The sequence below is a fragment of the Halobacteriovorax sp. YZS-3-1 genome, assembly GCF_047084945.1.
GTDB lineage: Bacteria > Bdellovibrionota > Bacteriovoracia > Bacteriovoracales > Bacteriovoracaceae > Halobacteriovorax_A > Halobacteriovorax_A vibrionivorans.
Genome location: NZ_JBKIYI010000001.1, coordinates 494706 through 518739, shown reverse-complemented (window position 1 = coordinate 518739; position 24034 = coordinate 494706). Strand labels below are relative to the sequence as shown.

Below are 24034 nucleotides of genomic sequence, written 5' to 3'. Positions count from 1 at the left end.
AAACCTAGAATTGAAATCCGATTGATGACTGAATATATGCATAGATGAGTCCATTTGAGCGTTTAGCAGCAGTTATACCATTATTCCAAACCATTTCTTCAAAGTCGATTCCATAAATTGTCTGGGTATCATAATGACTTGTTAACATAGTAGACAATTCGTATGACGAAAAGTCCTCAAGGTCCGAATCACTTGTCATAAATTCCTTAGCAGTATCAAATGAGTCAGCATAATACTCAACACTTGATTGATTGTGAAAGCGAAGAGCAACTTCAAAAAAGTCTTCATCATCATTTATTTCTTTTAGAAATGCGAAACGAATAGTATGGGCATCCAGATCCCATTGATCAAAGTAATAACGATAGGAAAGATTCATGGCCATTGTATCGTCAAAGCCGTGTACCCATTTTGAAGATAGTGCATAACGATTTCTTGTCTCAGGAAGAACTTCAGCTTGTCGAACACCTCCAACAAGAACGGAACTAGCAGTAGATTCAAGATTTTTATTTGCATTCACATATGTAAGACCAGCTTGAACAATATCTTTACGTGTAATAATTTGTGACGCCGTTAAACTTGCAGCAAAAATATCACGTGGTAAGAATTCAGATATCTTAGCTGTTGGAGGATTACTTAAGTCTTCAAACAACATGACCTCATCCTTGTAATATTGAAGACTAAGACCAATCGTGAAGTTATCCTTTGCCATTGATCGTTGGATTCCTATCGAGCCATTAAAAGAGCGATAGTCATATTCTGAAGAAAACCCGACTCCACCACTTAATTCCCAATCACCCATCTCCTTTCTAACACCTAAATTTCCAGAGATTCGTGACTGCTCTTTTCGACCTGGGCCACTGGCACCTGTGGCACCATCAAGCTTAGTATCAGATGCTGCTGTCCAAAAATCGAAAACAAAATGTGCATTTATCGCTGTATCTTCAGTTATTTGATGTTCAACAAATAACATAGGCTCGACAACATTTGCCTCTTCTTTTCCTGAATTATCAAAGACCTGATTACCATCATCACTATTTTGATGATAGACATTAAAAAGAAGTTTAAACTTTGTTTTTCCTTCTTCTAACATTTCCGCAAAAGAGCTGCGTATAGAAACGAGCAACAGGAGTAGAGTGAAGAGCGTTCTTTTTAATTTAGTTACAACCACAACCACCTCCAACAGCAGAACTTCCACCAACAGCACCTTCTCTAAATGCACGTACTTCATTCTGGAAAACACTTTCTTCAGGGTGAGGATCTAATTGCATAATTTTCTTTGATAAGAAGCCTCGATCAATTTGATCGACATTTGCACATGATGCTAGAAAGAGCATCATGAAGACATAATATAATTTCATAACTAATCCTTGTTAAAATTATATTTTAAATCTCTAACTAGATTGACGGCAACAAATACTATTGTTTGCCATTAGCAACATATGTTTACATATTCATATATTACTTTGGTGTTAATGGACAAAGGGCATCCACAATAAGTGTCGGCGTTTTAGTAAACTCATCAAACCAAATACACTCTTTAAAGTCCTGATAATGATTCGTATAGAAAGTTTGTCCTATTAACCTTTTATGACATGTTGCAATTGATCCGTCAGAGCTAGACTCTAGATTTTTTAATTTCTCCTTGAGTTGATTTAGAGTTTCTTCTGATAGTAATTGATGTATCTGACTTAGTGGTACTCCTGGACCTTTTGGATTTAGGTGATTTACAAAGAGTTGCTTTTCATTTTGACGATTAAGAGGATAGTCTCTTAGCATCTGTTTTCGACAAACCTCAAAGCGATCGACGTAATCAGCTTCAGTAGCAAAGGCATCCCCCATTAATCGTGCAAGTTCAATATTTTGATAAAAATTAAACCACTGTCTTCTTCCTGGTTCAGTAGGAAGTTTTGTATTTCGCTTTAAGAAATCATAGAAGTAATTCTGGAACTCATAATTATATCCCCAAGGGGTATACTCTAGGGCCATATATAATCCAGAATCAGAAGAGAGCATCGCCGACTTAATTTGAGTGATTAACTTTCTAAATTGTTCAATATCTCTTAAATTTTGAATTGGAATTGTTAATGGGTTCATACCTCGAAACTCAGCGTAGAGAGTTACAGCACGATTTGCCAGTTCACGATTAAGTTGTGCGCGGATCTTTGGCTCTATCGTTGAATCAAATAGACGAATATAAGTTTCAACAAGAGAGATAAAGCCTGCATCATTCCCATCTGCATCTCGATTAAAGACCAGTGTAAACCACGCACCTGCATACTTATCAAATGAGCTCACATAACCACTGGCACATAGTTCTCCAAATGTGAAAAAATCACCCGCCTGAAGTAATGCACCATAGCGATCTTGTATATTCACATAGTCAGTATCACGCTCTCTTGCAAAAGTTGTTTTGTGAACTGCTATTTGAAATGCACTTTGGGTTTGTTGGTTTTGTTTATTTAAAATATCGTCGACATGGCTATTATAAACATTATTATAATACTTACTAAAAAAAGGGTTAAAGATATTTGTACCCACAACTTTTTGTTTAAACTCTAATTGAATATTAGATTGCTGAGTACCGACAAACTTATCTAACTCAAAGCAGGTATTTGATCTTTTAAACAACTTTCTTGAAAACCCATCAAGAAGCTTCATGTGTCCTTCAATTTGAGTAACTCTTGGGTCATCAATATAAAGGGATGAATGAAAATTCTCTTCATTGATTTTATTATCATGTAGTGGCAGGGCCCATGAATAGGCCCCACCAAAAATTAGAATAAATATTAAGATTTTATTTTTCATAATTATGCATCATCTGGAATAACAACTCTTGAAAGCTCTGGCATACAGTAACTATCAAGAAGTGGTGAAACTGGTACACTAGTCGTACGGGCATCTAAACAAGCGGGAATATTTCTATAATGTACTTGATCAATTCCTTGCTCATGAATTTGTTTAATACATGCCAATGCTCCTGTTTCAGGATCTGGTGTTGGTTCTGCTTGGCCATAATTAAATTGATAATTGGCCGCAAGATACTCTTCAACTTTTTCTTGAGAGAGAACTGAATCAAATGCAGCAAGAGAGATCTCAGAGTTTTGACTATTTGGTTTTGTTAAATCAGAAAAATAAGTATTTTCCGGCTCATAACCACCATTAAAATCATCATCAACATTTAAATATTCATCTTCTAAAATACGACGACAATTACTGGCCTTAAAGTATTGATCAATTTGAGCGCGATCAATACGATCTAATTCACTGATAATTTCAGCATTAGCTTCTAAATTTTTCTTCTTTTCAAATAGAAGTTTACCTTCATCATCTTCAAGTTCTAACAGGTCTTGAAATTGTGTATTCTCAATCCAAGGTGCAACTTCCATAGTTGTCACTCGACCTGCATTTGGATCCTGCATCGTTTTAACAACTGCTTGAACTGACTTTTTGAAACTATCAATATCTGTAGGAATAATATCAGCGATCTCACCTTTACCTAAACCATAGGCCCAAATATTGATTTCTAATCTTTTTGATTGTGTCTCTTCTCTAAATTCACTTGAAATTGTCGTATCAGATGAGCCACCAGAGAAAAATCCACGCATCTTAGCTTTTAGTTGTAATTCAAAATTTACATCTCGCTCACTAGAAGTTGTGCGATAACGAAGTAAACCTAAGAAACTCGAATGACGACCAATCGATCGAACATAATAAGGGCCGCAAGAGTCAAAGAAACCGACAACATCACCTTTTGCCAATAAGCTTTTTGCACTTTCACTTAGCTGACTTTCTCCTTCTGAAAGAGAATGGTAATAGCTATCAACATCAATATCAGCAAAGATATAATGGTAATGATAAGTATTTTCTCCAGAAACTTCCGTAAAGAGATTAACGTTTGTTTTTAAGAATAAGAATTTAAAGGTATTCTTTGTTTCAAAAGATTTTGTATACTGACTTTCCCAGTCCTGTTCAATTTCTAAGTAACGATATTTTAAGTCATATGATGGTTGAGTTGTTTTCACTTGCCCCATACAAGTACTTTGATACGTATTTGTTGCAATGGAATATCCCCTTCCCAAAACAGGGGAAATACCCAAGTCATTTAATCGATTATCTCGAATAACTCGCGATGAAGCAAAAACACTACTCGATAATATCGACAGTGTAACTGCCGCCCTCATTAAATTTTTCACATATCCTCCTATGATAATGTTCCAATCCTCTAAATAAAATATGGTTAATGAAAAGATATGTAGGTAACTAAGTCAATTTAAGCTCTAGTAAATTCAAGCAAATAAAAACTAAAGGATGATCAAAATTACCGCTAACATTAACGACGCTTAGAATATGAGATAATTTTAGAATGAAAAATATCTTACGTTTTGCTTCATTTATCTTAATTATCTCTTCTTCAACTAGCGTATTGGCCTATGGGAATATCTCAAAAGGAAATCTCACAATTGAGCCAATAGTCGGATACGAAAGAGTCCAGTCGATTCTTCCAACGCCTCATACATCAAATCGATTGTTTTACGGTGCTCGTGCTAATTGGGGACCACAGTATTTGTCCCTAGAAGCAGAAGTTACTCAATCAAAAGAAGATGAGACTTATAATTCTGGTACCGTTGAAATGGCCGAGACATCAACGAATTACAAACTTGGTTTAAGAAGTGCATACAATATTGGCTCTTCACTACGCTGGTATTTACGTGCAGGAGCTAGTGCTCGTGAGAGTAAGTACGAAAGAACAGAGGCAGGAGTTACCACAACACAGGAGCCTGCGACATACGTTTCACCTTATGCAGGAAGTGGTCTAAGTATAAATATGCTTGGAGTATTCTCTCTTAATGCAGGTATTACAGCTGTTTTCACAAATCATCGCGAAATAGAAGAGCCTGAATATCAATCATCACTTGGGTTCTCAATTAGAATATAGAATAAAAAAAAGGCCCTTACCGAAGTGTAAGGGCCTCTTTTCATGCTCGCAGCAAGAGCTACAAGCTGAGCAGAGCAACCGAGTGAAGCTCTACCATCTTTAATATACCATCAAAACATGTTCACCAGAGTTAAGATTTCCTAAATTTGCTCTATTGTTTAGACCATCAATTTTCTATAAAATATAAAGGCCAATCAATAGGAGGATTTGATGATCAAGTTACTAGTGCTAGTAAGTGCACTTTTTATGACTTCATGTGCGACAAAAGTTCATGGTTTAAGAAAAACAGCTGATTTCACATATAGTAATGTTGTGAACGGACGCCTTACTATTGGAGGCATTACTCACACAACAGAGAAATGGGATTATAAGAAGAAGATTAATCTGGCCAATCAATTTCGTACAGATGTTCAGGAACAAAGAAAAGACATCATCATCGATAGCACAAGCTATCTCGTTAAGCGCATGGGACGAGGTCTCTATAGAGAGATGCTTAGAGAAATCGAAGAGGATTCAACATTATCTGAACAATCTCTAACTCTATTAAACCAAAACCTAACAGATCGCCGCTATATTGCCTTTGCTCGTATTGAAAATGACATCACAAGAAACTCACGTGAAACTGAAGATGTAACAGATACAGAAGGAAAAGCAACAGGAGACAAGAAACTTACGACAACAACAAATCGAGATATGGATATCAACTTCTTCGTCTATGATATAAGAAATAAGTATCTCGCTTGGAATGGATTGATAAAAAAGAGCGGAAGTAATTCTCTAGACTATCACATTGAAAAGAAAAATGGATTAGTTCAGTTTTTTGATTTAATTACAGGATCAAAACAAGGCAGTCTTGATAAGAAATACCCTTACCCTAAAAAACCTAGTGAAAGATATATCTTAAGTCGAGCTTTCTCAGGTTTTGCACAAAACTTGCCTGAAAAGGACTAGAGGAAAGAATTATGGAGATCAATATCAATAGCATCACAGAGTTTCTAGGATGGTGTACACTAATTAATTTTGGTCTCCTTACCCTTTCGACTATCTCAATCGTATTATTTCGAAAATTTATTATTAGAACACACTCAACTCTTTTTGGAATAAAAGAAAAGAAATTACCTAAAATATACTTCAAGTATCTTGCTAACTTTAAACTTGTTATCATCCTATTAAATTTAACACCCTATATTGCCTTGAAGCTTATGCAATAAAGATTTTGCAAAGTTATTTCTCTCTGAATTTCTTAAGACAAGAAATAATGAGCAAGACAGCGCCAGCCTCATCTAGGTTTCCGATATAAGGGAGGTTATCAGGGATAATCTCTATCACACCGGCCGTTGGATTTAGGATGTAGATCACACCTATGATGATTCCAATTAATGGGAGTATTTTATTTGTAAGTAATTTGCTCATGGCCGCACCCTGCTTTGTCTTAAATTATTTTTATTATACATAAGTGTCAAAAATACTCTAAGTAAGATTCGTTGAATCGCTTATCTCAGATAATTAAAGTTCCGAATAAAAGCCAAGAATCGAATAAAGCAACAATCTTAGGAGAATTATGAAAGCATTTTTAAAAAGTCTTAGCTTAAATGCAAAGATTTTACTCATGGCGCTTATTCCATTTTTTATCTTCACCTCTATCTTTATCGCATACTCTTATGTTTCAACAAAGGATGCGCTACTTAAAGAAAAACGTCACCAAATTGAAGATGTAACCACAACGACAATGAAGTTTCTCGAGTCAATGAATGAGAAAGTTCAAAAAGGTGAATATTCAATTGATGAGGCCAAGAGTATTAGTAAACACTATATTTCCAGTATTCGCTACGGTCGTGATCACGATGATTATCTCTGGGTAAATGACCTGCATCCTAATATGATTATTCACCCTAGTAAGTCACTCCAAGGTAAGAGTGTCGCTGACTTTAAAGACAAAGCAGGAAAGCCATTATTTAACGATGTTGTTGCCCTTGTTAAGAAGCAAGATAAAGGTTTTATTAACTATATTTGGAATAGTAAGACTGATAAGAATAAATTTGTTGAAAAATATTCTTATGTTGAATTATTCAAGCCATGGGGATGGGTTTTAGGAACAGGTATTTATGTTGAAGACGTTAATAACTATATTTTTAGTGTCTTTCTAAAGCAGGCTTCGTTTGGGATTATTGGTTTATTAATCATTGCCGCAATCTTTACCTTTGTTTTAAAAACTGGAGTATCAACACCTCTTCTTTTAATGGCCAACAAACTAAAAGAAACTTCTCAATTTGTTGCCCGTGGCTCAACAACAACATTAAATACATCGACGCAACTTTCAGCTGCTACTAATGAACAAGCAGCATCTCTTCAGGAGACAGTTGCTTCTGTTGATGAAATCTCATCTATGATTCGAAGAAATACAGAGTTTGCAGAAGAGTCAAAAAAATCAGGAGAACTATCAGAAAGAGAAGTTCAAAATGGTAAGCAAACAATCGATGAAATGCTTATGGCCATCGAAAATATTTCTGAAAACAATACTGATGCAATGAAAAAGATGGAAAATAGTAACCACCAGATTCAAGAGATCCTAAACATTATTAAAGAGATTGAAACTAAAACTCAAATCATTAACGATATTGTCTTTCAAACAAAGCTACTTTCATTCAATGCTTCAGTAGAGGCGGCAAGATCAGGTGAAAGTGGTAAAGGCTTTGCTGTTGTTGCAGAAGAAATTGGATCACTAGCTTCAATGTCTGGTAAAGCATCAGATGAAATTAAAGTTCTTATTGATGAGTCTATTAAAAACGTCGAAACAATCGTATCTCAAACAACTAATATGGTTCAAGATGTAATCAATAATAGTGGTAAAACAGTTGAGGCAGGACGTAAGAAAGCAAGTGAATGTAAAGACGTACTCGATAAAATCGTCTTCAACGTACAAAATGTGAATGGCAAGATTACAGAAATTGCTCACGCTTGTAGCGAACAAACTCAAGGTGTAAACGAAATCACAAATGCTATTCGCCTCATTGATGAAACAACACTACAAAATAACAACTCGGCACAAGAGGCATCAAAAGAAGCTTCAAATCTAAAAAACCAGGCCAATAACCTTGATCTTGTAGTTAAGTCAGTTATCGAACTTGTAAGCGGAAACAGAGCAGCATAATTTTTATATTCTAGAGGTGGGCCCAGTGCTCACCTCTCTTCACACCAATAATTAAAGGATTGTAGTCATACAAAAACAACTGTTTCCATATTCAAACTTTTATTTGACACGGTATACATTTGTGCTAAGATAATTTCAGATTCAGATATTTATATTGGCTGGATGGAGTATCCATTACTTAAAATTCATTTCTTCTTTCTTTTTATAGCAATTCTTTCTTATATACATTCTTTGAACAACCCTACACTCCTTCGGCCATATAAATCTGAATTCATATCTTTTTTGCGCTTATGAAGAAATCCACGTAAAATATTTTTATGGATAAGAAATTTGAAACTCTCTATTATTTTATGAATGAAAATGTCTCTGTCATTGAAACAAAGAGAACAGACCTTGGTGATGATGCAAAAAAAGAAGAACTCTATCAGTGGTTCTTTGTTTTTAATGAGGAACTTTCTTTAGAAAAACTTGAGTTTGAGTCTGCATTTGTCGACCAGGTCAATGGTAATGAGATCAATGTTCGTAAATTTAAAAATGCGGAGTTTCGATTTGATGATAGTTTTGGAAAGTTTCAAAACAAAGAAGGCGGACATATTATTATGAAAGTTCCAAATGCCGTTCTACCTCAGCCTCTTGAAGATTTAATTTCAAAGAACCTATAGAAGTTTTTTCTCTCTTAAATAAAATCAAATAAGAACTAAAATAATTTTAGTTAATTATTTAAGGGAGATATATGAAAGTTTTTTTACCATTATTTATTTTAGTTTTTCTAACATCTTGTGCAGCAAAATATGGAATTGTTGCTGGAGCACAGATGCCTAAGTATGAAGAAGATGTCACAATCATTGATTTATTTGGTGGCAGTGATACAGACCTTGAACCTTATACAACTGATGGTACAGGCTTTCACATTGGAATCTCAGAAGAGACAGATTGGCTTTTAACAAAAATATCTTATTATCAAAATACCTATAGTAATGAATCTTATAAATTAGAATCTAGTACAATTAAAACTGATCTAAAAGAAAGTGGTGTCATGGGAACGACTGGATTTAAGCTTTGGTGGTTTCAACCACTTTTTGGATTTAAGTATGTATCAAGGGAATATAGCAACCCTCAAGCTCCTTCAGACACAAACTATATTCTCTGGACACTTGGAATGGATATAGAAGTACCAATGAGTAAGCGTTTTTACGTCTATGGTGGATATCACTATAGTTCGGGATCAGATTTAGATATTACTCACGATACTGAATTTACTGTGAAAACGATGGTCTTAGGTCTTCGTTATAACTTTTCTGAATAAACTTTTCGCCAAATCTCTAGGAGCTTAATTGGAATTGGCTCTTTCAAAGGTGAAATATCAAACTTTTCAAAAAGATACTTATCAGCGAGATCTTCACTTTCTTCAAATTGAAGGTTTCGCTTTTCTTGAATATCTAAATCACTTTGACAATTTCCACCTTCGCTTTGTCCCGGCTCACATGGATTGAAAGCAATACAACCATAAGGCTTATGATCTACACCTAGGCCACATCCAAAACTTGGATAAAAATAAAAAGGACATGTATAAGACTTTCTAAAAAACTCTCCAGCTCCTATTTGGATATATTTATCCAGCCTGAATTCAGATATGCAGTCCTCTAATCGTCTTCTTGTTTCTTGATTCAGTAGATCTTTTTCTTCTAGAGCTGCCATGGCCTCAAGTGCTTCAATCGATGTCATTTGCATTGAATTCGCTTCGTATGTACAACAGCGTCCAGTACAATTCATGCAATCAAGGCCTTTTTTCTCATTATCATACATTTGCTCAGATAGAAGAGCACGCCTTGTCTTAGCTTCTGCTAGGCCAACATCTGAATAGACATTTTTTAATAGATCTTTAAAGTTCAAAGAATTCATCTTCTAATATCTGCTTCTTATTTTTTACGGACTGTACTTTTGTTTTCTCAAATGAAAGATTTGAATCTCGGTAATCATCTAACTCTTCAGGCGTGATTACTTTTACGACTTTCAATTTATTCAAGATTGAATTTACAATTTTATTAGCAAACTCTGTTAACTCTTTATCGCGAAAAGACTGAGAGTATACTTTGGGATTTGGAAGCAACATTGCTAGAAATGCAGCCTCTTTTGGATTTAGATCATCTGGTCGTTTTTTAAAGTAAAACCAACTGGCCTCAGTGATACCGTAAAGTCCTTCTCCAAATTCAATGATATTTAAATAAGTTTCTAGGATCTTATCTTTTGTTAAACGATTCTCTAAATACATTGTCGAAAAGAGTTCAAATACTTTTCTTTGCAGGCTTCTTTCACTCTTTGTATAGAGATTCTTTATCAGCTGTTGTGAGATCGTACTTGCCCCTCTTAACTTCTCTCCATTTAAATGATCTTTGATGGCCATGTAAATTTGCCTTAGATCAACTCCTTGATGGTTATAGAAGGACCAATCCTCACTAACAATAAAAGCATAGTAAACATGCTTTGGTAAGGCCTTAAGACTTGCCCACTTGCGAGGTCTCTTGTGAACGATACGGTAATGAATTGACTCATTCCTATATTCATTTTTGACGTAGCTATTTGCCAGTTTATTAATATTTAAAACTGGTACTTGCGTAAAGAGGTAACCACTGAGAAGCCCTCCTACAAGGATGAATAGTAGAATCATTTTCTTAAGCATTAGACGCAATATAGCATGTTTTTACTTTACTTGAATAGTCCAGTATAGACATCTTCCCTACTGATCTTGTTCATATTATTAATAACTTAGCCTGCTAAATCGGCATTATTTACCGACATCGATAAAATCACCTTAATTAATTACGCATGCACTCCACAACACCCGATTCGTTTATTGCTACACATACAAACGGAGTTGACATGTTTACAAAATCATTAAAAATGATGACGGCATCTTGCTGCCTCATATTCGCCACCACACAAACATTTGCCCAAGAGGAAGCCTCTTTCCCTATTGGTAGAATAACTCAATTAAATGCTCTTTATACTTCACCTCAAGGTGACGGAAGCGCAAAAGAAGTTTCAATTGAAGGCTTTGGTGATTTTATAAATCCAAAACTTGAAGTTGAAAACTATAATGGAATCCTAATGTTTCGAGTAGAAAATGAAGCCTTTGAGCTCGATCTATCTTCCCTTCCAATTAGAGATGCCAATAAGATTGACCTTGATAATATTAATTATACAAATGGAAATGCTGACCTTTCACTGGGACTAACAAATATTAATGCCACAGGTGAAGGGTTTAGAACGACACTTACAAACTCAAGAGTTCAATGCCAAAAAAGAGAACGCGAAGGAAGTGAATATGAACAACTTCTTCAAAACTGCTTTAACTATCTAACACTAAATGTGGATAAGGCTTATTTTAAAAGTGATGAAAGAAGTTTCTATAATGTAACAAATGAGTATGAAACACTTGGTGATGCTGTTGAAATCGATGGGATCAGTCTTAATATTCGAAATGGTAAATTTAATGGACACCTTAAAGGAAATATTTCTAAGGGTGTAAAAGTTAAATTTGAGGGCCGCTCTTCATACGATTTAGATAATAAGATTATCAATATAAAAATTGAAAAGGCAAAGGCCGGATTCTTTAACGTTCGTCGTACAATCTTTAAAGAACTAGAGCGCTTCGAAAGCAATACTATCGAAGTTGATGAACCAAATATTTATATTATTCTACAAGACTAAAATATTCTGAGAGGATCTTAATTGATCCTCTCCATTAATTCTTCATTTGAATTCACAACAGTAATTAATTCATAATGCTCTTTTGAAACAAACCCTTCTGCTACAGAAAGTTCAATATGCTTAATTAAGTGATCAAAATAACCATTAACATTAACCAAGTAAATTGGCTTTTTGTGATATTGAAGCTGGGCCCAAGTAGTTATCTCAAATAGCTCATCAAGAGTTCCAAAGCCTCCTGGGTATGTCACAAAGCAATCCGATAATTCATACATCTTCTCTTTACGTGTATGCATTGTTTCTACTTCAATAAACTCGGTTAAACCTTGATGTCCGACTTCCCAATCAATAAGTGACTTAGGCATTACACCTATAACGTGTCCATCTTTTGCAAGCATAGTATCAGCGATTTTTCCCATCACACCAATTGAGGCTCCACCATAAACAAGGTAGTGGCCATTTCCGACAAGCTTCTCCCCCAGATCAGTTGCCTGCTCTAAATAGACCTCACTCTTTCCACTTGATGATCCACAAAATACACATACTCTCATTCTATTCTCCAACTTCTTTAATTAACTCTTCTAACGTAAGACTCTCACTAGAGCTCTTATCTAAGTATAAGAAATACTCCTGATTTCCACTCTTTCGTCCTTTAATCACACAAGGCTTAAAACCTTTAATCTTAAGGCCTATTGCCTCACATTGTATTTTCATTTCTTCTAGTGCACGAATGACGTATTCACGTCCTTTAACAAGTCCCTTCTTACCAATGCCCTCTCGTCCCACTTCAAATTGTGGTTTAAAAAGAAGTATCATTTCAGCATTATCCTTACTGATAGCAACAAGGTTATTCCAAATTAAATTCAGTGAAATAAATGACAGATCAGCGACACATAGATCAACCTTCTCTTCTAGCCCATTTAATTCACGAATATTTGTACCCTCTAAATTAACAACTCTTTCATCACTAATAAGAGATGGATCAAGTTGTCCATGCCCAACGTCAATAGCAAAGACTTTCCTTGCTCCAAGGCCGAGGCAAAATTGAGTAAATCCACCAGTACTTGCTCCCACATCCGCTACGACTTTATCTTTTACATCAACATTAAAATGCTCAAAAGCCCCTGCTAATTTATGAAAGCCACGCCCGACTTCTTTGACATCATCAATTATTTCGATTTCTTCATCAGCGACTTTATAAGATGCTTTGGTAATAATCTTTCCTGCAACACGAACCCTTCCGTTTGCAATAATTTGCTGTGCTTTTGATCTTGTGGAAACAAGTCCTAAGTCTGCTAATTTCTTATCAAGTCTTTCTAAATTTGAATCGGACATTAGTGAACAACTGGTTTTATCTTTATTTTCGTTTTTTGACCAAGTTCTGGCTCATTAAAGATAACACTACCTTCGTGGCCTAGCTTAAGATCAAGTTTAAAACTTTTTGAAAGTGTTTTAGAGAGTACTCTTCCCTCGATTTCAACAAGTGAGCCTGGGCCATAAGTTGTTTCATCATCAATGAATGTACCTGAAAGTAAGAGATCAATTTTACTCTTCATAACAAATCGACTCATTTTATCTGGTTGTATATTTTCAACAAAATGAAGCTCACTCATAAGAATGGTTTGTCCTTCGAAGTCTTTTTCATGAGTCATTACCACTTCTACAAAGATTGTGGCATATGCACTTAAACTTAACAGAAGGCATAAAATGAGTTTTTTAATCATGGAATTCACCTGTATAAACTAGCTTTGTTTGACCGCCAAGATAGATCATCTCCGCTGCTCTTTTGACAAATAGTATACCACCATTTGTTTGAAATTCTATTTCATCACTATGTTCATGCCCTTTATCCCAGAGCATACATGCGGCCGCGACATTACCTGTACCGCAAGCAAAGGTCTCACCCTCAACACCTCTTTCATAAGTACGAATTCGGTACTCTCCATCGTCTATTTTATGAATGAAGTTTGAGTTCGTTCCCTCTGGAAAGTCTTTATCATAGCGAATACGCTTTCCTATTGTTTCGACGTCAACTTCTTGAGCGTCGTAGACCATAAATACGCAATGCTCGACACCTGTATTTACATACATTGAGTCAATGGCCTCTTCATATTTACCAGAAATATCATAAAGGTCTTCATCTTTGATTGTGGCCATATGAACCCAAATTACATCTCCATCAAGTCCTGATGAATAAACACCGCTCTTAGTTGTGAATGTGAAATCAGAATTATGGGCATCAGTAACTCGACGGTAAAAATCCGTTATAGCTCGTGTGGCGTTTCCACACATACTAACTTCCCCACCATCAGCATTAAGATAACGCATATGAAAATCGTATTCATCAGAGCTCTCTAAGAAGACTACTCCGTCTGCACCGATTCCAAAGTTGCGCTGACAAAGCCTTTGCCACTTTTCTATATTGTGAATATCCTGCTTTCCATCACGGTTATCGATGACGATAAAGTCATTTCCATTAGAGCTGTATTTACTAAAATTTGTCATGAGAATATCATTTCATTATTTAATAAATTTGACTACTATCGCCAATTACACATCGCACCACTGCCATGTATCAAAATTTTGTAGCCAGATTACCAATTCTTAGTTAAATTTATATTTCAAATTACCAACTTATGGGACATTAGCTCAGTTGGTTAGAGCCCCCGGCTCATAACCGGGTGGTCACAAGTTCAAGTCTTGTATGTCCCACCATAGAAAAACCTAGTCTTCGCACTAGGTTTTTTTTTGCCTGAAACCCAAATCTATTTCTTGAACGCAGGGACCACCCGAAGGGTTGTCACACGGTCGTGAAAAAACATGCCCGATGGCATGTTTTTACTGTGAATGTGCCATGTAAAAAGATATGTTTCGACTAGAGAGTTCACGACCGCAAGTCTTGTATGTCCCACCATAAAAAAGCCTCGGCATCTGCCGGGGCTTTTTTTATTTGTGCGATATTCAAGATTTTCAAATTTTGATCATGGAACAAGTTGTTGAGGCGGCAAATGCCACGATGGCATTTGAAGCCGAGCATCACTGACGAGCGAACACGAAGTGAGCGAGAGAGTGCCCCTCGCATAGCATGATATATTCTTGAACACAGGGACCCCCGAAGGGTTGTTACACTGGAGCGAAAAAATATGCCCAAAGGCATATTTTTATATCGTATATACTAAGTAAAAAAAGATTTTGGTCTAAGTGAGTTCGCGACAGCAAGTCTTGTATGCCGGAAAGCCGCACTTCGCTAGCTCTTCTTCAATCACATCCATCTATGCATCAAAAAAGTGAATCTAAAGCTATTTCAACTCTATTAAATAATGCTCAGATCCCCACCACTTTCCATCGACAAAAGTAAGATTCTCTCTTCTTCCAATAAGTTTAAACCCCATTTTTATAAGGTTTGCTCTTATGGCCTCGTTGAAATCAAAGATACCAGCCTCAACATGAGTGCACCCTTCACGAATTGCTAGTTTTCTGATTTCGGAAAATATATGCTTCGATAACCCCTTTCCACGATGAGATGATTTCCCAATGGCTAAACTTGGCCAACAAACACGTCCCTCTTTATGCATTCCAACAGGATGATTTATGAAAAATGATCCGTATCCAAAATAGTCATAGTCATCTTTAATTATAAAAGCGATTTTATCCTCTTTAGAAAATGCTTTCTTAAAGTCATCTACAGAAAAGGAAACGGTGAAGTCTTCATCATCATTTTGAAGGAACCAATTATTTACGACTAATTCATCTGCAAGCCATGAGCAATAAGCTTCTGCCTGTAGTTCATTATTTGGATCAATTTTTTCAATCGTAATATTCATAATTTCTTTCTCTACTCTATTTAGACTAATCAATTCAGGCACATAGATACGACTAAGAATATCTTCCATTTGCATACAAAAAAGCCCCTGTTAAACAGAGGCTGATTTCTATTGCTAATAGAGCCCTTACTCGGGGAAGGGATAGAAGAATTATAACACGAATAAAGTTTCAATAAAAAGTCCTTTCTCCTGCTCAATGACGAGCATCCATAGGGAGAAATCATGGAGGATTTTTTATTGCTACTAGAGTTAGTAATTTGCTTACTTAATCTATTGATTATACTGAGCAAGTTCTAATTCGGGGAAGGGCGAGTGATCGCCCTTCTTTTTATGAACACTAACAATTCGGATCGATATCCGCATCACAAATTCCACACATCTCTTTCTTTGCTTCGTAATTTGTGTCTTTACAATAGCCAGTGTAGTCACCGTGGGCCAGATGATCTTCAACAGCGTCTTTACCAATAAAGATCTCTTTAGCATTTGAAGGATTTCCTGGAGGCACATGACAAACAAGGGCCTTATTATCTTTTTTAGGACATCTTAGTAGAGGTCTACCTTTTGAAAAAACTGATGATGAAACCAAAGTTAAGGCCAAGGCCAAAATTGTATATTTCATAATTTCCCCCAAATCTTTTCATCTATTATAACATAGGCTCGGCCAATTCTTACGTCCACTAGATATATTTAAGTGAATTAAGTTATTTAATTACAATAGCTTACGAGGTCACAAAATTAGTTAAGACTTTAATTACTAGAAAATGACGTGTTAGAATAAGTGAATATTAACAATGAAATTTAGGTAGTTATGATCAAGGATTCTTACGATTATATTATTGTAGGCTCAGGTTTTGGTGGTTCTGTCTCTGCACTTAGGCTTGCAGAAAAAGGCTATAGTGTTCTCGTTATTGAAAAGGGAAAGGACTATGGTGATACTTCAAAATTTCCTAAGACAAATTGGAATCTACCTAAATGGATGTGGCTACCTCAGTTGAAGTTTTTTGGAATTCAGCAACTGACTTTCTTTAGACATGTATCGGTCTTAAGTGGTGTTGGTGTTGGAGGTGGATCTCTTGTTTATGCAAATACACTTCCTAAACCGAAGTCCCAATTCTTTGAGCATGGACCTTGGAAGAATTTAAATAATTGGGAAGAAGAGTTGTCCCCTTATTATGATCTTGCATGGAAGATGCTTGGAGCAGAGAAAACAAAACATCATGGTGATGCTGACTTTACATTAAAACAACTAGCCAAAGAAATTGGAAGAGAAGATCACTTTGATGCAACAAAAGTATCTGTCTATTTTGGCGAGAAAGGAAAGGAAGGTATTGAAGTTGCTGATCCTTACTTTGATGGTAAAGGACCAACTCGCTCCGGATGTATAGCCTGTGGTGCTTGTATGACTGGTTGTCGCTACAATGCCAAGAATACTTTAGATAAGAATTATCTCTATCTTGCACGTAAGCTTGGGGTAGATATTCTTGCTGAGAATAAAGTTATTGATGTCACACCTTTAGATGGTGAATCGGGCCGTACTGGTTATTCTATAACGGTTAAGGAATCAACAAAGTACTTTGGTAAAACAAGGACTTTTAAAAGTAAGGGAGTTATATTCAGTGCTGGTGTTCTTGGGACAATTAACTTACTACTTGATTTGAAAAAGAAGTCTCTTCCTAAATTATCTCCTGCACTTGGAGATACCATTAGAACAAACAACGAAGCACTTATCTTAAATACAACTTATAAGCGAAATATCGATATGACTAAAGGAGTTGCAATTGGTTCGATAATAGATATCGACGAGCACTCTCACCTTGAACCGACACGCTATGGAAAAGGTTCTGGCTTCTGGCGTGTCTTAATGGTTCCAATGATCTCTGAACCAAACTTCTTTTTAAGAATGTTAAAGCTCATTATCGAGCCTCTAAAGAATCCTATTAAGTGGCTTCGCATCTTAACAGTAAAAGACTTTGCAAAGCAGACTAATATTCACCTTTTTATGCAGCACTTAGATAGTACCTTAAAATTTCGAAAAGGATTTTTCGGATTAAAAACACTTCTTTCAGAAGGAGAAGCTCCTACCGCATTTATTAAGACAGCACATGAAATGGCCAAGAAGTATTGTAAGATCATTGATGGAAAACCAATGGTGATGTTTACTGAAACATTAACAGGTATTCCTTCAACCGCTCATATTTTAGGTGGAGCCTGTATGGGAGAAAGTGAGAAAGAAGGAGTCATTGATAAAGACAATAAGGTTTTCAATTATGAGAATATGTATGTCTTTGATGGCTCAATGATTTCTGCAAACCCAGGAGTGAATCCATCATTATCAATCACGGCCATAACTGAATATGGCATGAGTAAAATTGCAGAAAAAGATAAATAATAATTGATGAAAAAAGATAGGCCAAGTATTTAAAAATACAGATAAAATCTAAAAACTGAATATAAGGCACTGAATTAATTAAGTTTATAAACAAATACTCCGAAAAAGTAAGCATGAAGAAACTCCACGTATTTCTCATTGCTTCTTGGGTAATTGCAGTATCGGCTGTGATCACAATACTGCATTCGTGGCATTATGCAGACCTTGGCCCTGAAAAAAATAAGCAAGTTGAATTCAAGAATCTCTTACCAAAAATTGAAGAGGGTCATGGTGTAGCACACTTTATTACGCCGGCCTGTAGTTGCTCTCAGCAAGTTTATAAACACTTATTAAGTAGAAAGCCGTTAGAAAATGAATTAGCAATTATTATCGATGATAATGAGCTCGAGTTTGAAAAGAACTTAAAGGCCAAGGGTTATAAGGTTCAATTAATTGAAACTAAGAAACTTGATGCTGAAAAAGCAGATATGATTAAGGGGGTTCCCCTTCTCGTTATATACGATAATAACTTGGAAACACAATATGTTGGTGGTTACTCAGATAAATCCATTACACCATTTACAAAAATTAATATTCAAAGCTTTTTAAATAATATTGATAAAAAACGAAAAATAGCATCGATGCCAGTTATAGGATGTGCAGTTAGCAAGAAGTATCAAAAGCTACTGGATCCACTGGGATTGAAGTATCAGGAGTAGAAAGTGAGTGTTTACGAATCAAATTTAAGTAAAGTTTTAAAGTATACAAATATCGCTATCTTTGCACATATTCCAATTTTTATGGTTATGGCCTGGTTCTTTGATACACAATACAGTATTGCAATACTTGGCCCAATTCTATTAGGTGTTGGACAATTAGGTGTGCAATACCTATTAAAGAATACAAAAGTAGCTGCGATCTTAATGGGCTTCACTTATATTGCACTATCTGGTGTTATGATCCATCTTGGTAAAGGTATGATTGAATGGCACTTTCATATATTTGTTGCCATTGGTATTTTAAGTGTTTTAGCAACTCCATTAACAATCGTTGCTGCAGCACTAACAGCAGCAGTACACCATGTTGCTTTTTACTTTCTTCTACCTAGTAGTATTTTTAACTACGAAGCAAGTTTAGGGATTGTGGCAATTCATGCGGCATTTGTAGTTGTTGAAGCAATTGCATGTACATTTCTAGCTTATCGTTTCAATAATGTCCTTGAACTTCAAGAACAAATTAATAATGAGATTAGACCTCTTGTAAGTAGTATTGATAGCGCTTCAAAAGTTTCAAGTCAGTCTTGTCATCAACTACTTGGTAACTCGCAGAATAACTCTTCGGCCATTACTCAAATTTCAGCAACAGCAACACAAATTTCACAAATGGTTGAGAGTACAAAAAATCAGATTGAACGAGTCATCTCGATAATGAATGAATCAAAAACATCAATGGGTGAAAGTTCACAAGCAATTGGTGAAGGTGAACGATTTATTAATTCATTAACATCTCTAGTGGAAAATATGAAAGATCTGCAAGAGACCTCTTCAACACAACTTAATTCAGTTGTTGAATCTGTAAATACAATTAGTGAGAAAACGACATTAATTAATGATATCGTTTTCCAAACAAAGCTCTTATCTTTTAATGCCTCAGTAGAGGCGGCCAGAGCAGGTGAGCACGGGAAAGGATTTTCTGTCGTTGCTGAAGAAATTGGAAAACTCGCTTCAACTTCAGGAGCAGCAGCTGTTGAAATCAATGATATTGTAAACACAAGTAAAGAGCAGTTAAATAACTCCGTGGAGTCAGTTGCACAAAAGCTTACAAGCTTTCAACAAGAAATTACTGATTCATTTGAATTTTGGCAGGATATAAATAAGAAGCTTACTTCATCATTTTATGAAGTTGAAAAGAACTCAACAGAGCAAGAAGTATCTTTGAAAGAAATCTCATCTGCTGCTGACCAGCAAGATATTGGTATTAAGGAGCTTTCAGAAGCACTACATAATATCAACGAATCAAGTAGTGAATCACTGGTTCAAATTAAAACTGTAGCTGACATTACAAACAAGCTTGAAGGTGAATCAAAGAAGTTGAATCATATTCAAAGTAAAATCATGAAGGTTGCATAATCTCTAACATTAAAAATCTAATATATCACCATGGTAAATGATTAAATCATTTACCATGCCATGTAACTGAATAGAGATCGTGTCTTCGATCTTTTAAATTCTTAACAGCACCATTTTGACGGGCCTCAAGTAATGTATCAATACGTAAGTCTGCGATAGCAACCATTTCTACGTTTGGTGTTGTATCAGCAGCGATCCCATCACGAGCGAAAGGAAAATCACAAGGTGTTAGAATACAACTTTGGGCATATTGAATATCAACGTTGTTAACACGTGGAAGGTTTCCAACATTTCCGGCCATTGCAACATAAATTTGATTTTCAATAGCACGTGCCTGACAACAGAATTTCACTCGACAATAGGCTTGGCGATTATCTGTTAAGAATGGAACAAAGAGAATATTAATCCCTTGGTTAGCAAGATGCCTTGTTAGCTCTGGGAATTCACTGTCATAACAAATTAGAACTCCGATTGGGCCACAATCAGTGTCAATTACTTTTACTTCATCTCCCCCTTCAATATTCCACCAATATTGCTCATCAGGAGTTGGATGTATTTTTGCTTGCTCATGAATTTGTCCATCGCGAAGGCAGATATAACTTATATTATGAACTCTATCCCCTACTTTAGTTGGGTGAGATCCTGCAATAATATTCACATTATACTTAACGGCCAGACGTTGGAATAAAGATTTCACGTCTTCTGTGTATGCAGTCATATGCTCAATAGCAACGTCTGCAGTTACTTCTTCGTTCTTAATTGAAAGAAGCTGCATTGTGAAAAGCTCTGGAAATAAAACAAAGTCTGCACGATAATCAGCAGTAACATCCACATAATATTCAACAAGGTCTTCAAATTCTTTAAAGCTTTTAATACCACGTTGCTGATATTGGACACTAACAATTCTTACAGAGTTTTGTTTAATCGGACGATCTGCCTTACTGTCTCGTGCTTCATACTCTGAATTTCTCCAAATTAAATGTACTCCATAACCCATGGACTCTTTATCATCTGGTAGATACTTCTCTAATACACCAAGAACCTCAAATCCGTTACGTAATTGAAAGCCAAGAGTTGTATCTCGTATCTTCTTATCTTTAACTTGGTTGATGTAGTCTTCAACACTTTCGACTTGTTTAATTTTCTTTTTAAGATTTGGGATACGTCCGGCAAATACAATTCCCTTTAATCGCTCGTATTTAACCAGTCTCTTTCTTGCATTATATAAGCGCTGCCCTATTCGCTGACCTCTAATATCTGGATCAACACAAGTTTCATATCCGTAAAGAATATCTCCGTCTTCATCGTGAGTTGATCCATAGCCTCGGCCAGTTATACTTGCCCAAGTATGCTTTGCAGTGGCCTTCTTTTCTGAAATGAGAATACTCGCACTATAGCCCACAATCTTTCCATTGAGGGTAGCGACAAAATTACCTTCAGGATAATTAGTAATCTGTCCTCTAATCATCCCTTTTGTATATGAATCTTGAAATCCAGTATAAGATCGCTCAACTAGATCAAAAATTCCGTCAATATCACTAAGTTGAGATAGTCTTACCTCAAGCTTTACTTGTTTTGCCTTTTTGGCCATAAAATCATCCTTGATTCATTCTTTATGCTTACTATTTTAGCAGTAAATTCACTGTGGACAAGACGAAGTTAACTGACCGAAATCTTAAGAAGAAATAAAGCTTTTTTACGATTTTGTACCGTGTTACAATAATTCTATGGCCGAAGCTCGTGATGAATTCACTATAATTACTACCTTTAACTGCAACTGGGATTGCTCGTATTGCATCATAGACACTCATGAGCGCAATAAGAAGAATCCAATCAGCAAGGAGATGCTCCTTGAGAAGATTTATAATGTAACAGAAGGTGCTACAGTTAGCCTCAGTGGAGGTGAGCCAGGTTTAATTGATCCAAAAACGATGGAAAAAGTCTTTGAGCATCTTGTGAAGCTTAATTGCACAATTGATGTTTTCACAAATGGGCTCTTCATTAAAAGATATGGTGATAAATACTTACAATATATTGATGAAGTTCTTTATCATTGTGTGGAAACCCTAGACCAGGAAATAGAATTTCCCGATATGGACGAAGAACAAGTAACTTATGTCATCATAGTTACAAATGATAATCACCATATGGTTGATGACTTCTTAGATAAATACCCTCATATTTCATTCAAATTGGCCTGTAATATGAAACACGGTCAAACTCTTAATCGTGGGGATGCTTTTAAGCTCTTCATGAGAAATAAGAAGCGAATTAGTGAAGACAGCTTTGAAACACTCTTTCGTTATCACTGCGATTGCAATCTCGTTTAAACATTAAAGCTAAATAAAAAAAGGGAGTCCATGACTCCCTTTTATATTATCTATTTGTCTTAATTTTATTCTAAAGGCGCTAAAGGTAGTGCGCATACATCTTCATATTTATATGCATCTTCACCTTCACACAGGGCCTTCATAAGAAGGTTAACTCTAAACTTAAGCTCTTGGTTCTCTGCTCGTAAAGCCTTTATTCCGGCCGTATTAACAGCTGTCATTTTTGTATATTGAACAGATTTAGTACCTTCTTTGGTTGTTGTTACCAAATCAGGAAATACTTTCTCTATATCTTGAGCAATATATCCGATATCACGTCTATTATTCTTATTCCAAACAAACTCTACACCACGTATTTCATCGAATTTACTTAAGACATCCTCAATTTCATTTATATCATGTTTTAAGCTCTCATCTGAATCAAAGTACATATGTGAAGATCCAGTGAAGCGTATTCGAGCAGCATCCTGTAAAATAAAAGTCTGACTTGCACTTAATGTCATACCTTGTCTAAAATACGTATTGCTATTATCAAAGTACACTGTCGAGTTAAAGTCTGCTAATGCATCAAAAGTTGCTGTGTTATTGAAATTTGTAGTTCCTGTATGTGTAGTTGCTGCTGACACATTTAATGTATTGACAACTGTGCTTCGAATATCCACATTTGTTCCACTATTACCTACAATTATATTTCGAGCATGAGGATTTAGTTCTAGGTTTGCACCACTTGTTTGTATTGTGTTTTCATCAAATCGCATAGAATTTGAACCTCCACGATGTATTCGAAGAGGTACTCTTGTTGAAGTTTCACCAGTTAACGCCGCCGCTGTATTGCTTCCGACCTCTGCAGAGTAATCTAGAGGAACGTCTATTTCTAGAGTACCAGCAGAGCGTGATCTCAACTGTACTTGAGTACACCTTCCATCAGCATCAACTTCGCCACCAAATGCATCACATACTGCGTCTGTATATTGGCTGTTTGCACCATAGCAACTAACAACGTTTCCATTTGCTTCATTTAAAACAAAGCTGACAGGTATGTCGCGCGTAATTATAGTTTGCCCGATCGAGCTATTTCTTACAGCCTCAATACTTGCAGTAGGTCCACCTTTTTCGAACTGTACTCTAATATTAGCATCTACTTTCACAACACTAACTCCCGCCTGCATATAGCTTGGGCCTGGTGCATTTGAAGTAATCGTTGCCGAGAGACTTTCTAGATGTACCTTACCATCAGCACCTCCAAGCTCTTGATTAAGAGTATATATATTACTTGCAACTCCTGCGCCATCAACTCGACTGATTGTATTAAAGTTGAAATCAGCCCCTTGCGCAGTAGAGCCAAATGATTCTCCATTAAAAGTTGCAAAACATGAATCTTGATCTGCCAACAGAGTTGATATACGCTGAATCTCTTGTTGTACATTAAAAACTTGAGATGCTCTTTTTGAAGTTCTATTAATATTACTTATCATGTTAACTAGCGCAACAGAGAGTACACCAAGCAGACCTGCCGCAACCATAATTTCCACGAGGGTAAAACCAAACTCATTATTTCGTTTTTTGTAATTCATTTGAGACACCTTTA

At 35.9% G+C, this 24034-nt stretch carries 26 protein-coding genes and 1 tRNA gene; 12 read left to right on the top strand and 15 right to left on the bottom strand.

Annotated elements, in window-relative coordinates:
• Positions 1–4: 4 nt before the first annotated feature.
• The 4 genes from ACMAZI_RS02645 to ACMAZI_RS02630 form a co-directional block, all read right to left on the bottom strand.
• A complete protein-coding gene (locus tag ACMAZI_RS02645; protein ID WP_412473826.1) occupies positions 5–1168 on the bottom strand; it encodes a DUF3570 domain-containing protein in 1164 nt (387 codons plus the stop codon).
• Complete coding sequence (locus tag ACMAZI_RS02640; RefSeq protein WP_412473827.1) at positions 1155–1358, bottom strand: DUF4266 domain-containing protein; 204 nt, start codon at positions 1356–1358, stop codon at positions 1155–1157. Before ACMAZI_RS02640 ends, ACMAZI_RS02645 begins: the two co-directional genes overlap by 14 nt.
• 100 nt (positions 1359–1458) lie before the next feature.
• A complete protein-coding gene (locus ACMAZI_RS02635) occupies positions 1459–2805 on the bottom strand; it encodes a hypothetical protein (protein WP_412473828.1) in 1347 nt (448 codons plus the stop codon).
• Between the two features lie 2 nt (positions 2806–2807).
• Positions 2808–4193, bottom strand: coding sequence for a hypothetical protein (locus ACMAZI_RS02630; RefSeq protein WP_162929706.1), 1386 nt, complete (start codon positions 4191–4193; stop codon positions 2808–2810).
• A 170-nt stretch (positions 4194–4363) separates the two neighbouring features.
• Between ACMAZI_RS02630 and ACMAZI_RS02625 the strand changes: the two genes are divergently transcribed.
• From ACMAZI_RS02625 to ACMAZI_RS02615, 3 genes are all read left to right on the top strand, one after another.
• A complete protein-coding gene (locus ACMAZI_RS02625) occupies positions 4364–4936 on the top strand; it encodes an outer membrane beta-barrel protein (RefSeq protein ID WP_412473829.1) in 573 nt (190 codons plus the stop codon).
• Between the two features lie 210 nt (positions 4937–5146).
• A complete protein-coding gene (locus ACMAZI_RS02620) occupies positions 5147–5887 on the top strand; it encodes a hypothetical protein (RefSeq protein WP_114705738.1) in 741 nt (246 codons plus the stop codon).
• Positions 5888–5898: 11 nt separating this feature from the next.
• A complete protein-coding gene (locus tag ACMAZI_RS02615; protein ID WP_412473830.1) occupies positions 5899–6147 on the top strand; it encodes a DUF6868 family protein in 249 nt (82 codons plus the stop codon).
• Positions 6148–6160: 13 nt separating this feature from the next.
• On the opposite strand, the gene ACMAZI_RS02610 is transcribed toward ACMAZI_RS02615, so the two are convergent.
• A complete protein-coding gene (locus tag ACMAZI_RS02610; protein ID WP_412473831.1) occupies positions 6161–6349 on the bottom strand; it encodes a hypothetical protein in 189 nt (62 codons plus the stop codon).
• Positions 6350–6497: 148 nt separating this feature from the next.
• Here ACMAZI_RS02610 and ACMAZI_RS02605 point away from each other — a divergent pair, with 148 nt between their 5' ends.
• The 3 genes from ACMAZI_RS02605 to ACMAZI_RS02595 all read left to right on the top strand — a co-directional run bounded on the left by ACMAZI_RS02605 (position 6498) and on the right by ACMAZI_RS02595 (position 9393).
• Positions 6498–8087, top strand: coding sequence for a methyl-accepting chemotaxis protein (locus tag ACMAZI_RS02605; RefSeq protein WP_114705741.1), 1590 nt, complete (start codon positions 6498–6500; stop codon positions 8085–8087).
• A 317-nt stretch (positions 8088–8404) separates the two neighbouring features.
• Positions 8405–8749, top strand: coding sequence for a hypothetical protein (locus tag ACMAZI_RS02600; protein ID WP_120405505.1), 345 nt, complete (start codon positions 8405–8407; stop codon positions 8747–8749).
• A gap of 71 nt (positions 8750–8820) precedes the next feature.
• Positions 8821–9393: a hypothetical protein gene (locus ACMAZI_RS02595; protein ID WP_114705743.1), complete on the top strand. Its 573-nt coding sequence runs from the start codon at positions 8821–8823 to the stop codon at positions 9391–9393.
• Here the strand turns inward: ACMAZI_RS02595 and ACMAZI_RS02590 are convergent.
• Positions 9375–9989, bottom strand: a complete 615-nt coding sequence (locus ACMAZI_RS02590; RefSeq protein WP_334677928.1) for a hypothetical protein — start codon at positions 9987–9989, stop codon at positions 9375–9377. The two genes, ACMAZI_RS02595 and ACMAZI_RS02590, sit on opposite strands and share 19 nt — an antisense overlap.
• Positions 9970–10767: a biosynthetic peptidoglycan transglycosylase gene (locus ACMAZI_RS02585; RefSeq protein ID WP_114705745.1), complete on the bottom strand. Its 798-nt coding sequence runs from the start codon at positions 10765–10767 to the stop codon at positions 9970–9972. The genes ACMAZI_RS02590 and ACMAZI_RS02585 overlap by 20 nt, the downstream gene beginning before the upstream one ends.
• 200 nt (positions 10768–10967) lie before the next feature.
• Here ACMAZI_RS02585 and ACMAZI_RS02580 point away from each other — a divergent pair, with 200 nt between their 5' ends.
• On the top strand, positions 10968–11798 hold the full coding sequence (locus ACMAZI_RS02580; protein WP_412473833.1) for a hypothetical protein: 831 nt from the start codon (positions 10968–10970) through the stop codon (positions 11796–11798).
• Between the two features lie 17 nt (positions 11799–11815).
• Here ACMAZI_RS02580 and ACMAZI_RS02575 read toward each other — a convergent pair whose 3' ends face one another.
• The 4 genes from ACMAZI_RS02575 to dapF are packed head-to-tail and all read right to left on the bottom strand — an operon-like array spanning position 11816 to position 14300.
• The gene (locus ACMAZI_RS02575; protein WP_114705747.1) at positions 11816–12346 is read right to left on the bottom strand and encodes a TIGR00730 family Rossman fold protein; all 531 of its coding nucleotides are present in this window, start codon (positions 12344–12346) and stop codon (positions 11816–11818) included.
• 1 nt (position 12347) lies between these two features.
• On the bottom strand, positions 12348–13130 hold the full coding sequence (locus tag ACMAZI_RS02570) for a TlyA family RNA methyltransferase (protein ID WP_412473834.1): 783 nt from the start codon (positions 13128–13130) through the stop codon (positions 12348–12350).
• Entirely contained in the window at positions 13130–13519 is a 390-nt protein-coding gene (locus ACMAZI_RS02565; protein ID WP_114705749.1) for a hypothetical protein, read from the bottom strand. Before ACMAZI_RS02565 ends, ACMAZI_RS02570 begins: the two co-directional genes overlap by 1 nt.
• Entirely contained in the window at positions 13512–14300 is a 789-nt protein-coding gene (gene dapF / locus ACMAZI_RS02560) for a diaminopimelate epimerase (RefSeq protein WP_412473835.1), read from the bottom strand. The genes ACMAZI_RS02565 and dapF overlap by 8 nt, the downstream gene beginning before the upstream one ends.
• Before the next feature lie 133 nt (positions 14301–14433).
• On the opposite strand from dapF, the gene ACMAZI_RS02555 reads away from it, so the two are divergent.
• A tRNA-Ile gene (locus tag ACMAZI_RS02555) sits at positions 14434–14510 on the top strand.
• A gap of 584 nt (positions 14511–15094) precedes the next feature.
• On the opposite strand, the gene ACMAZI_RS02550 is transcribed toward ACMAZI_RS02555, so the two are convergent.
• Positions 15095–15694: a GNAT family N-acetyltransferase gene (locus ACMAZI_RS02550; protein ID WP_393094746.1), complete on the bottom strand. Its 600-nt coding sequence runs from the start codon at positions 15692–15694 to the stop codon at positions 15095–15097.
• Positions 15695–15956: 262 nt separating this feature from the next.
• Positions 15957–16238, bottom strand: a complete 282-nt coding sequence (locus ACMAZI_RS02545; protein ID WP_114705752.1) for a hypothetical protein — start codon at positions 16236–16238, stop codon at positions 15957–15959.
• 189 nt (positions 16239–16427) lie between these two features.
• Here ACMAZI_RS02545 and ACMAZI_RS02540 point away from each other — a divergent pair, with 189 nt between their 5' ends.
• From ACMAZI_RS02540 to ACMAZI_RS02530, 3 genes are all read left to right on the top strand, one after another.
• Positions 16428–18008: a GMC oxidoreductase gene (locus ACMAZI_RS02540; RefSeq protein ID WP_412473836.1), complete on the top strand. Its 1581-nt coding sequence runs from the start codon at positions 16428–16430 to the stop codon at positions 18006–18008.
• 113 nt (positions 18009–18121) lie between these two features.
• Entirely contained in the window at positions 18122–18706 is a 585-nt protein-coding gene (locus ACMAZI_RS02535; protein WP_412473837.1) for a hypothetical protein, read from the top strand.
• A gap of 3 nt (positions 18707–18709) precedes the next feature.
• Entirely contained in the window at positions 18710–20116 is a 1407-nt protein-coding gene (locus ACMAZI_RS02530) for a methyl-accepting chemotaxis protein (protein ID WP_412473838.1), read from the top strand.
• 46 nt (positions 20117–20162) lie between these two features.
• Here the strand turns inward: ACMAZI_RS02530 and ACMAZI_RS02525 are convergent, their stop codons facing one another.
• Positions 20163–21707: a carbon-nitrogen hydrolase family protein gene (locus tag ACMAZI_RS02525; RefSeq protein ID WP_114705756.1), complete on the bottom strand. Its 1545-nt coding sequence runs from the start codon at positions 21705–21707 to the stop codon at positions 20163–20165.
• A 136-nt stretch (positions 21708–21843) separates the two neighbouring features.
• Between ACMAZI_RS02525 and ACMAZI_RS02520 the strand changes: the two genes are divergently transcribed.
• Positions 21844–22446, top strand: coding sequence for a radical SAM protein (locus ACMAZI_RS02520; protein WP_114705757.1), 603 nt, complete (start codon positions 21844–21846; stop codon positions 22444–22446).
• 65 nt (positions 22447–22511) lie between these two features.
• Here the strand turns inward: ACMAZI_RS02520 and ACMAZI_RS02515 are convergent, their stop codons facing one another.
• The gene (locus tag ACMAZI_RS02515; RefSeq protein WP_412473839.1) at positions 22512–24020 is read right to left on the bottom strand and encodes a tail fiber domain-containing protein; all 1509 of its coding nucleotides are present in this window, start codon (positions 24018–24020) and stop codon (positions 22512–22514) included.
• Positions 24021–24034 lie beyond the last annotated feature (14 nt).

Excerpts from the sequence above, each read along its gene's own strand:
- ACMAZI_RS02640 (WP_412473827.1), bottom strand. The coding sequence starts at position 1,358 with ATGAAATTATATTATGTCTTCATGATGCTCTTTCTAGCATCATGTGCA.
- ACMAZI_RS02635 (WP_412473828.1), bottom strand. The coding sequence starts at position 2,805 with ATGAAAAATAAAATCTTAATATTTATTCTAATTTTTGGTGGGGCCTAT.
- ACMAZI_RS02625 (WP_412473829.1), top strand. The coding sequence starts at position 4,364 with ATGAAAAATATCTTACGTTTTGCTTCATTTATCTTAATTATCTCTTCT.
- ACMAZI_RS02620 (WP_114705738.1), top strand. The coding sequence starts at position 5,147 with ATGATCAAGTTACTAGTGCTAGTAAGTGCACTTTTTATGACTTCATGT.
- ACMAZI_RS02615 (WP_412473830.1), top strand. The coding sequence starts at position 5,899 with ATGGAGATCAATATCAATAGCATCACAGAGTTTCTAGGATGGTGTACA.
- ACMAZI_RS02610 (WP_412473831.1), bottom strand. The coding sequence starts at position 6,349 with ATGAGCAAATTACTTACAAATAAAATACTCCCATTAATTGGAATCATC.
- ACMAZI_RS02605 (WP_114705741.1), top strand. The coding sequence starts at position 6,498 with ATGAAAGCATTTTTAAAAAGTCTTAGCTTAAATGCAAAGATTTTACTC.
- ACMAZI_RS02600 (WP_120405505.1), top strand. The coding sequence starts at position 8,405 with ATGGATAAGAAATTTGAAACTCTCTATTATTTTATGAATGAAAATGTC.
- ACMAZI_RS02595 (WP_114705743.1), top strand. The coding sequence starts at position 8,821 with ATGAAAGTTTTTTTACCATTATTTATTTTAGTTTTTCTAACATCTTGT.
- ACMAZI_RS02590 (WP_334677928.1), bottom strand. The coding sequence starts at position 9,989 with ATGAATTCTTTGAACTTTAAAGATCTATTAAAAAATGTCTATTCAGAT.
- ACMAZI_RS02585 (WP_114705745.1), bottom strand. The coding sequence starts at position 10,767 with ATGCTTAAGAAAATGATTCTACTATTCATCCTTGTAGGAGGGCTTCTC.
- ACMAZI_RS02580 (WP_412473833.1), top strand. The coding sequence starts at position 10,968 with ATGTTTACAAAATCATTAAAAATGATGACGGCATCTTGCTGCCTCATA.
- ACMAZI_RS02575 (WP_114705747.1), bottom strand. The coding sequence starts at position 12,346 with ATGAGAGTATGTGTATTTTGTGGATCATCAAGTGGAAAGAGTGAGGTC.
- ACMAZI_RS02570 (WP_412473834.1), bottom strand. The coding sequence starts at position 13,130 with ATGTCCGATTCAAATTTAGAAAGACTTGATAAGAAATTAGCAGACTTA.
- ACMAZI_RS02565 (WP_114705749.1), bottom strand. The coding sequence starts at position 13,519 with ATGATTAAAAAACTCATTTTATGCCTTCTGTTAAGTTTAAGTGCATAT.
- dapF (WP_412473835.1), bottom strand. The coding sequence starts at position 14,300 with ATGACAAATTTTAGTAAATACAGCTCTAATGGAAATGACTTTATCGTC.
- ACMAZI_RS02550 (WP_393094746.1), bottom strand. The coding sequence starts at position 15,694 with ATGCAAATGGAAGATATTCTTAGTCGTATCTATGTGCCTGAATTGATT.
- ACMAZI_RS02545 (WP_114705752.1), bottom strand. The coding sequence starts at position 16,238 with ATGAAATATACAATTTTGGCCTTGGCCTTAACTTTGGTTTCATCATCA.
- ACMAZI_RS02540 (WP_412473836.1), top strand. The coding sequence starts at position 16,428 with ATGATCAAGGATTCTTACGATTATATTATTGTAGGCTCAGGTTTTGGT.
- ACMAZI_RS02535 (WP_412473837.1), top strand. The coding sequence starts at position 18,122 with ATGAAGAAACTCCACGTATTTCTCATTGCTTCTTGGGTAATTGCAGTA.
- ACMAZI_RS02525 (WP_114705756.1), bottom strand. The coding sequence starts at position 21,707 with ATGGCCAAAAAGGCAAAACAAGTAAAGCTTGAGGTAAGACTATCTCAA.
- ACMAZI_RS02520 (WP_114705757.1), top strand. The coding sequence starts at position 21,844 with ATGGCCGAAGCTCGTGATGAATTCACTATAATTACTACCTTTAACTGC.
- ACMAZI_RS02515 (WP_412473839.1), bottom strand. The coding sequence starts at position 24,020 with ATGAATTACAAAAAACGAAATAATGAGTTTGGTTTTACCCTCGTGGAA.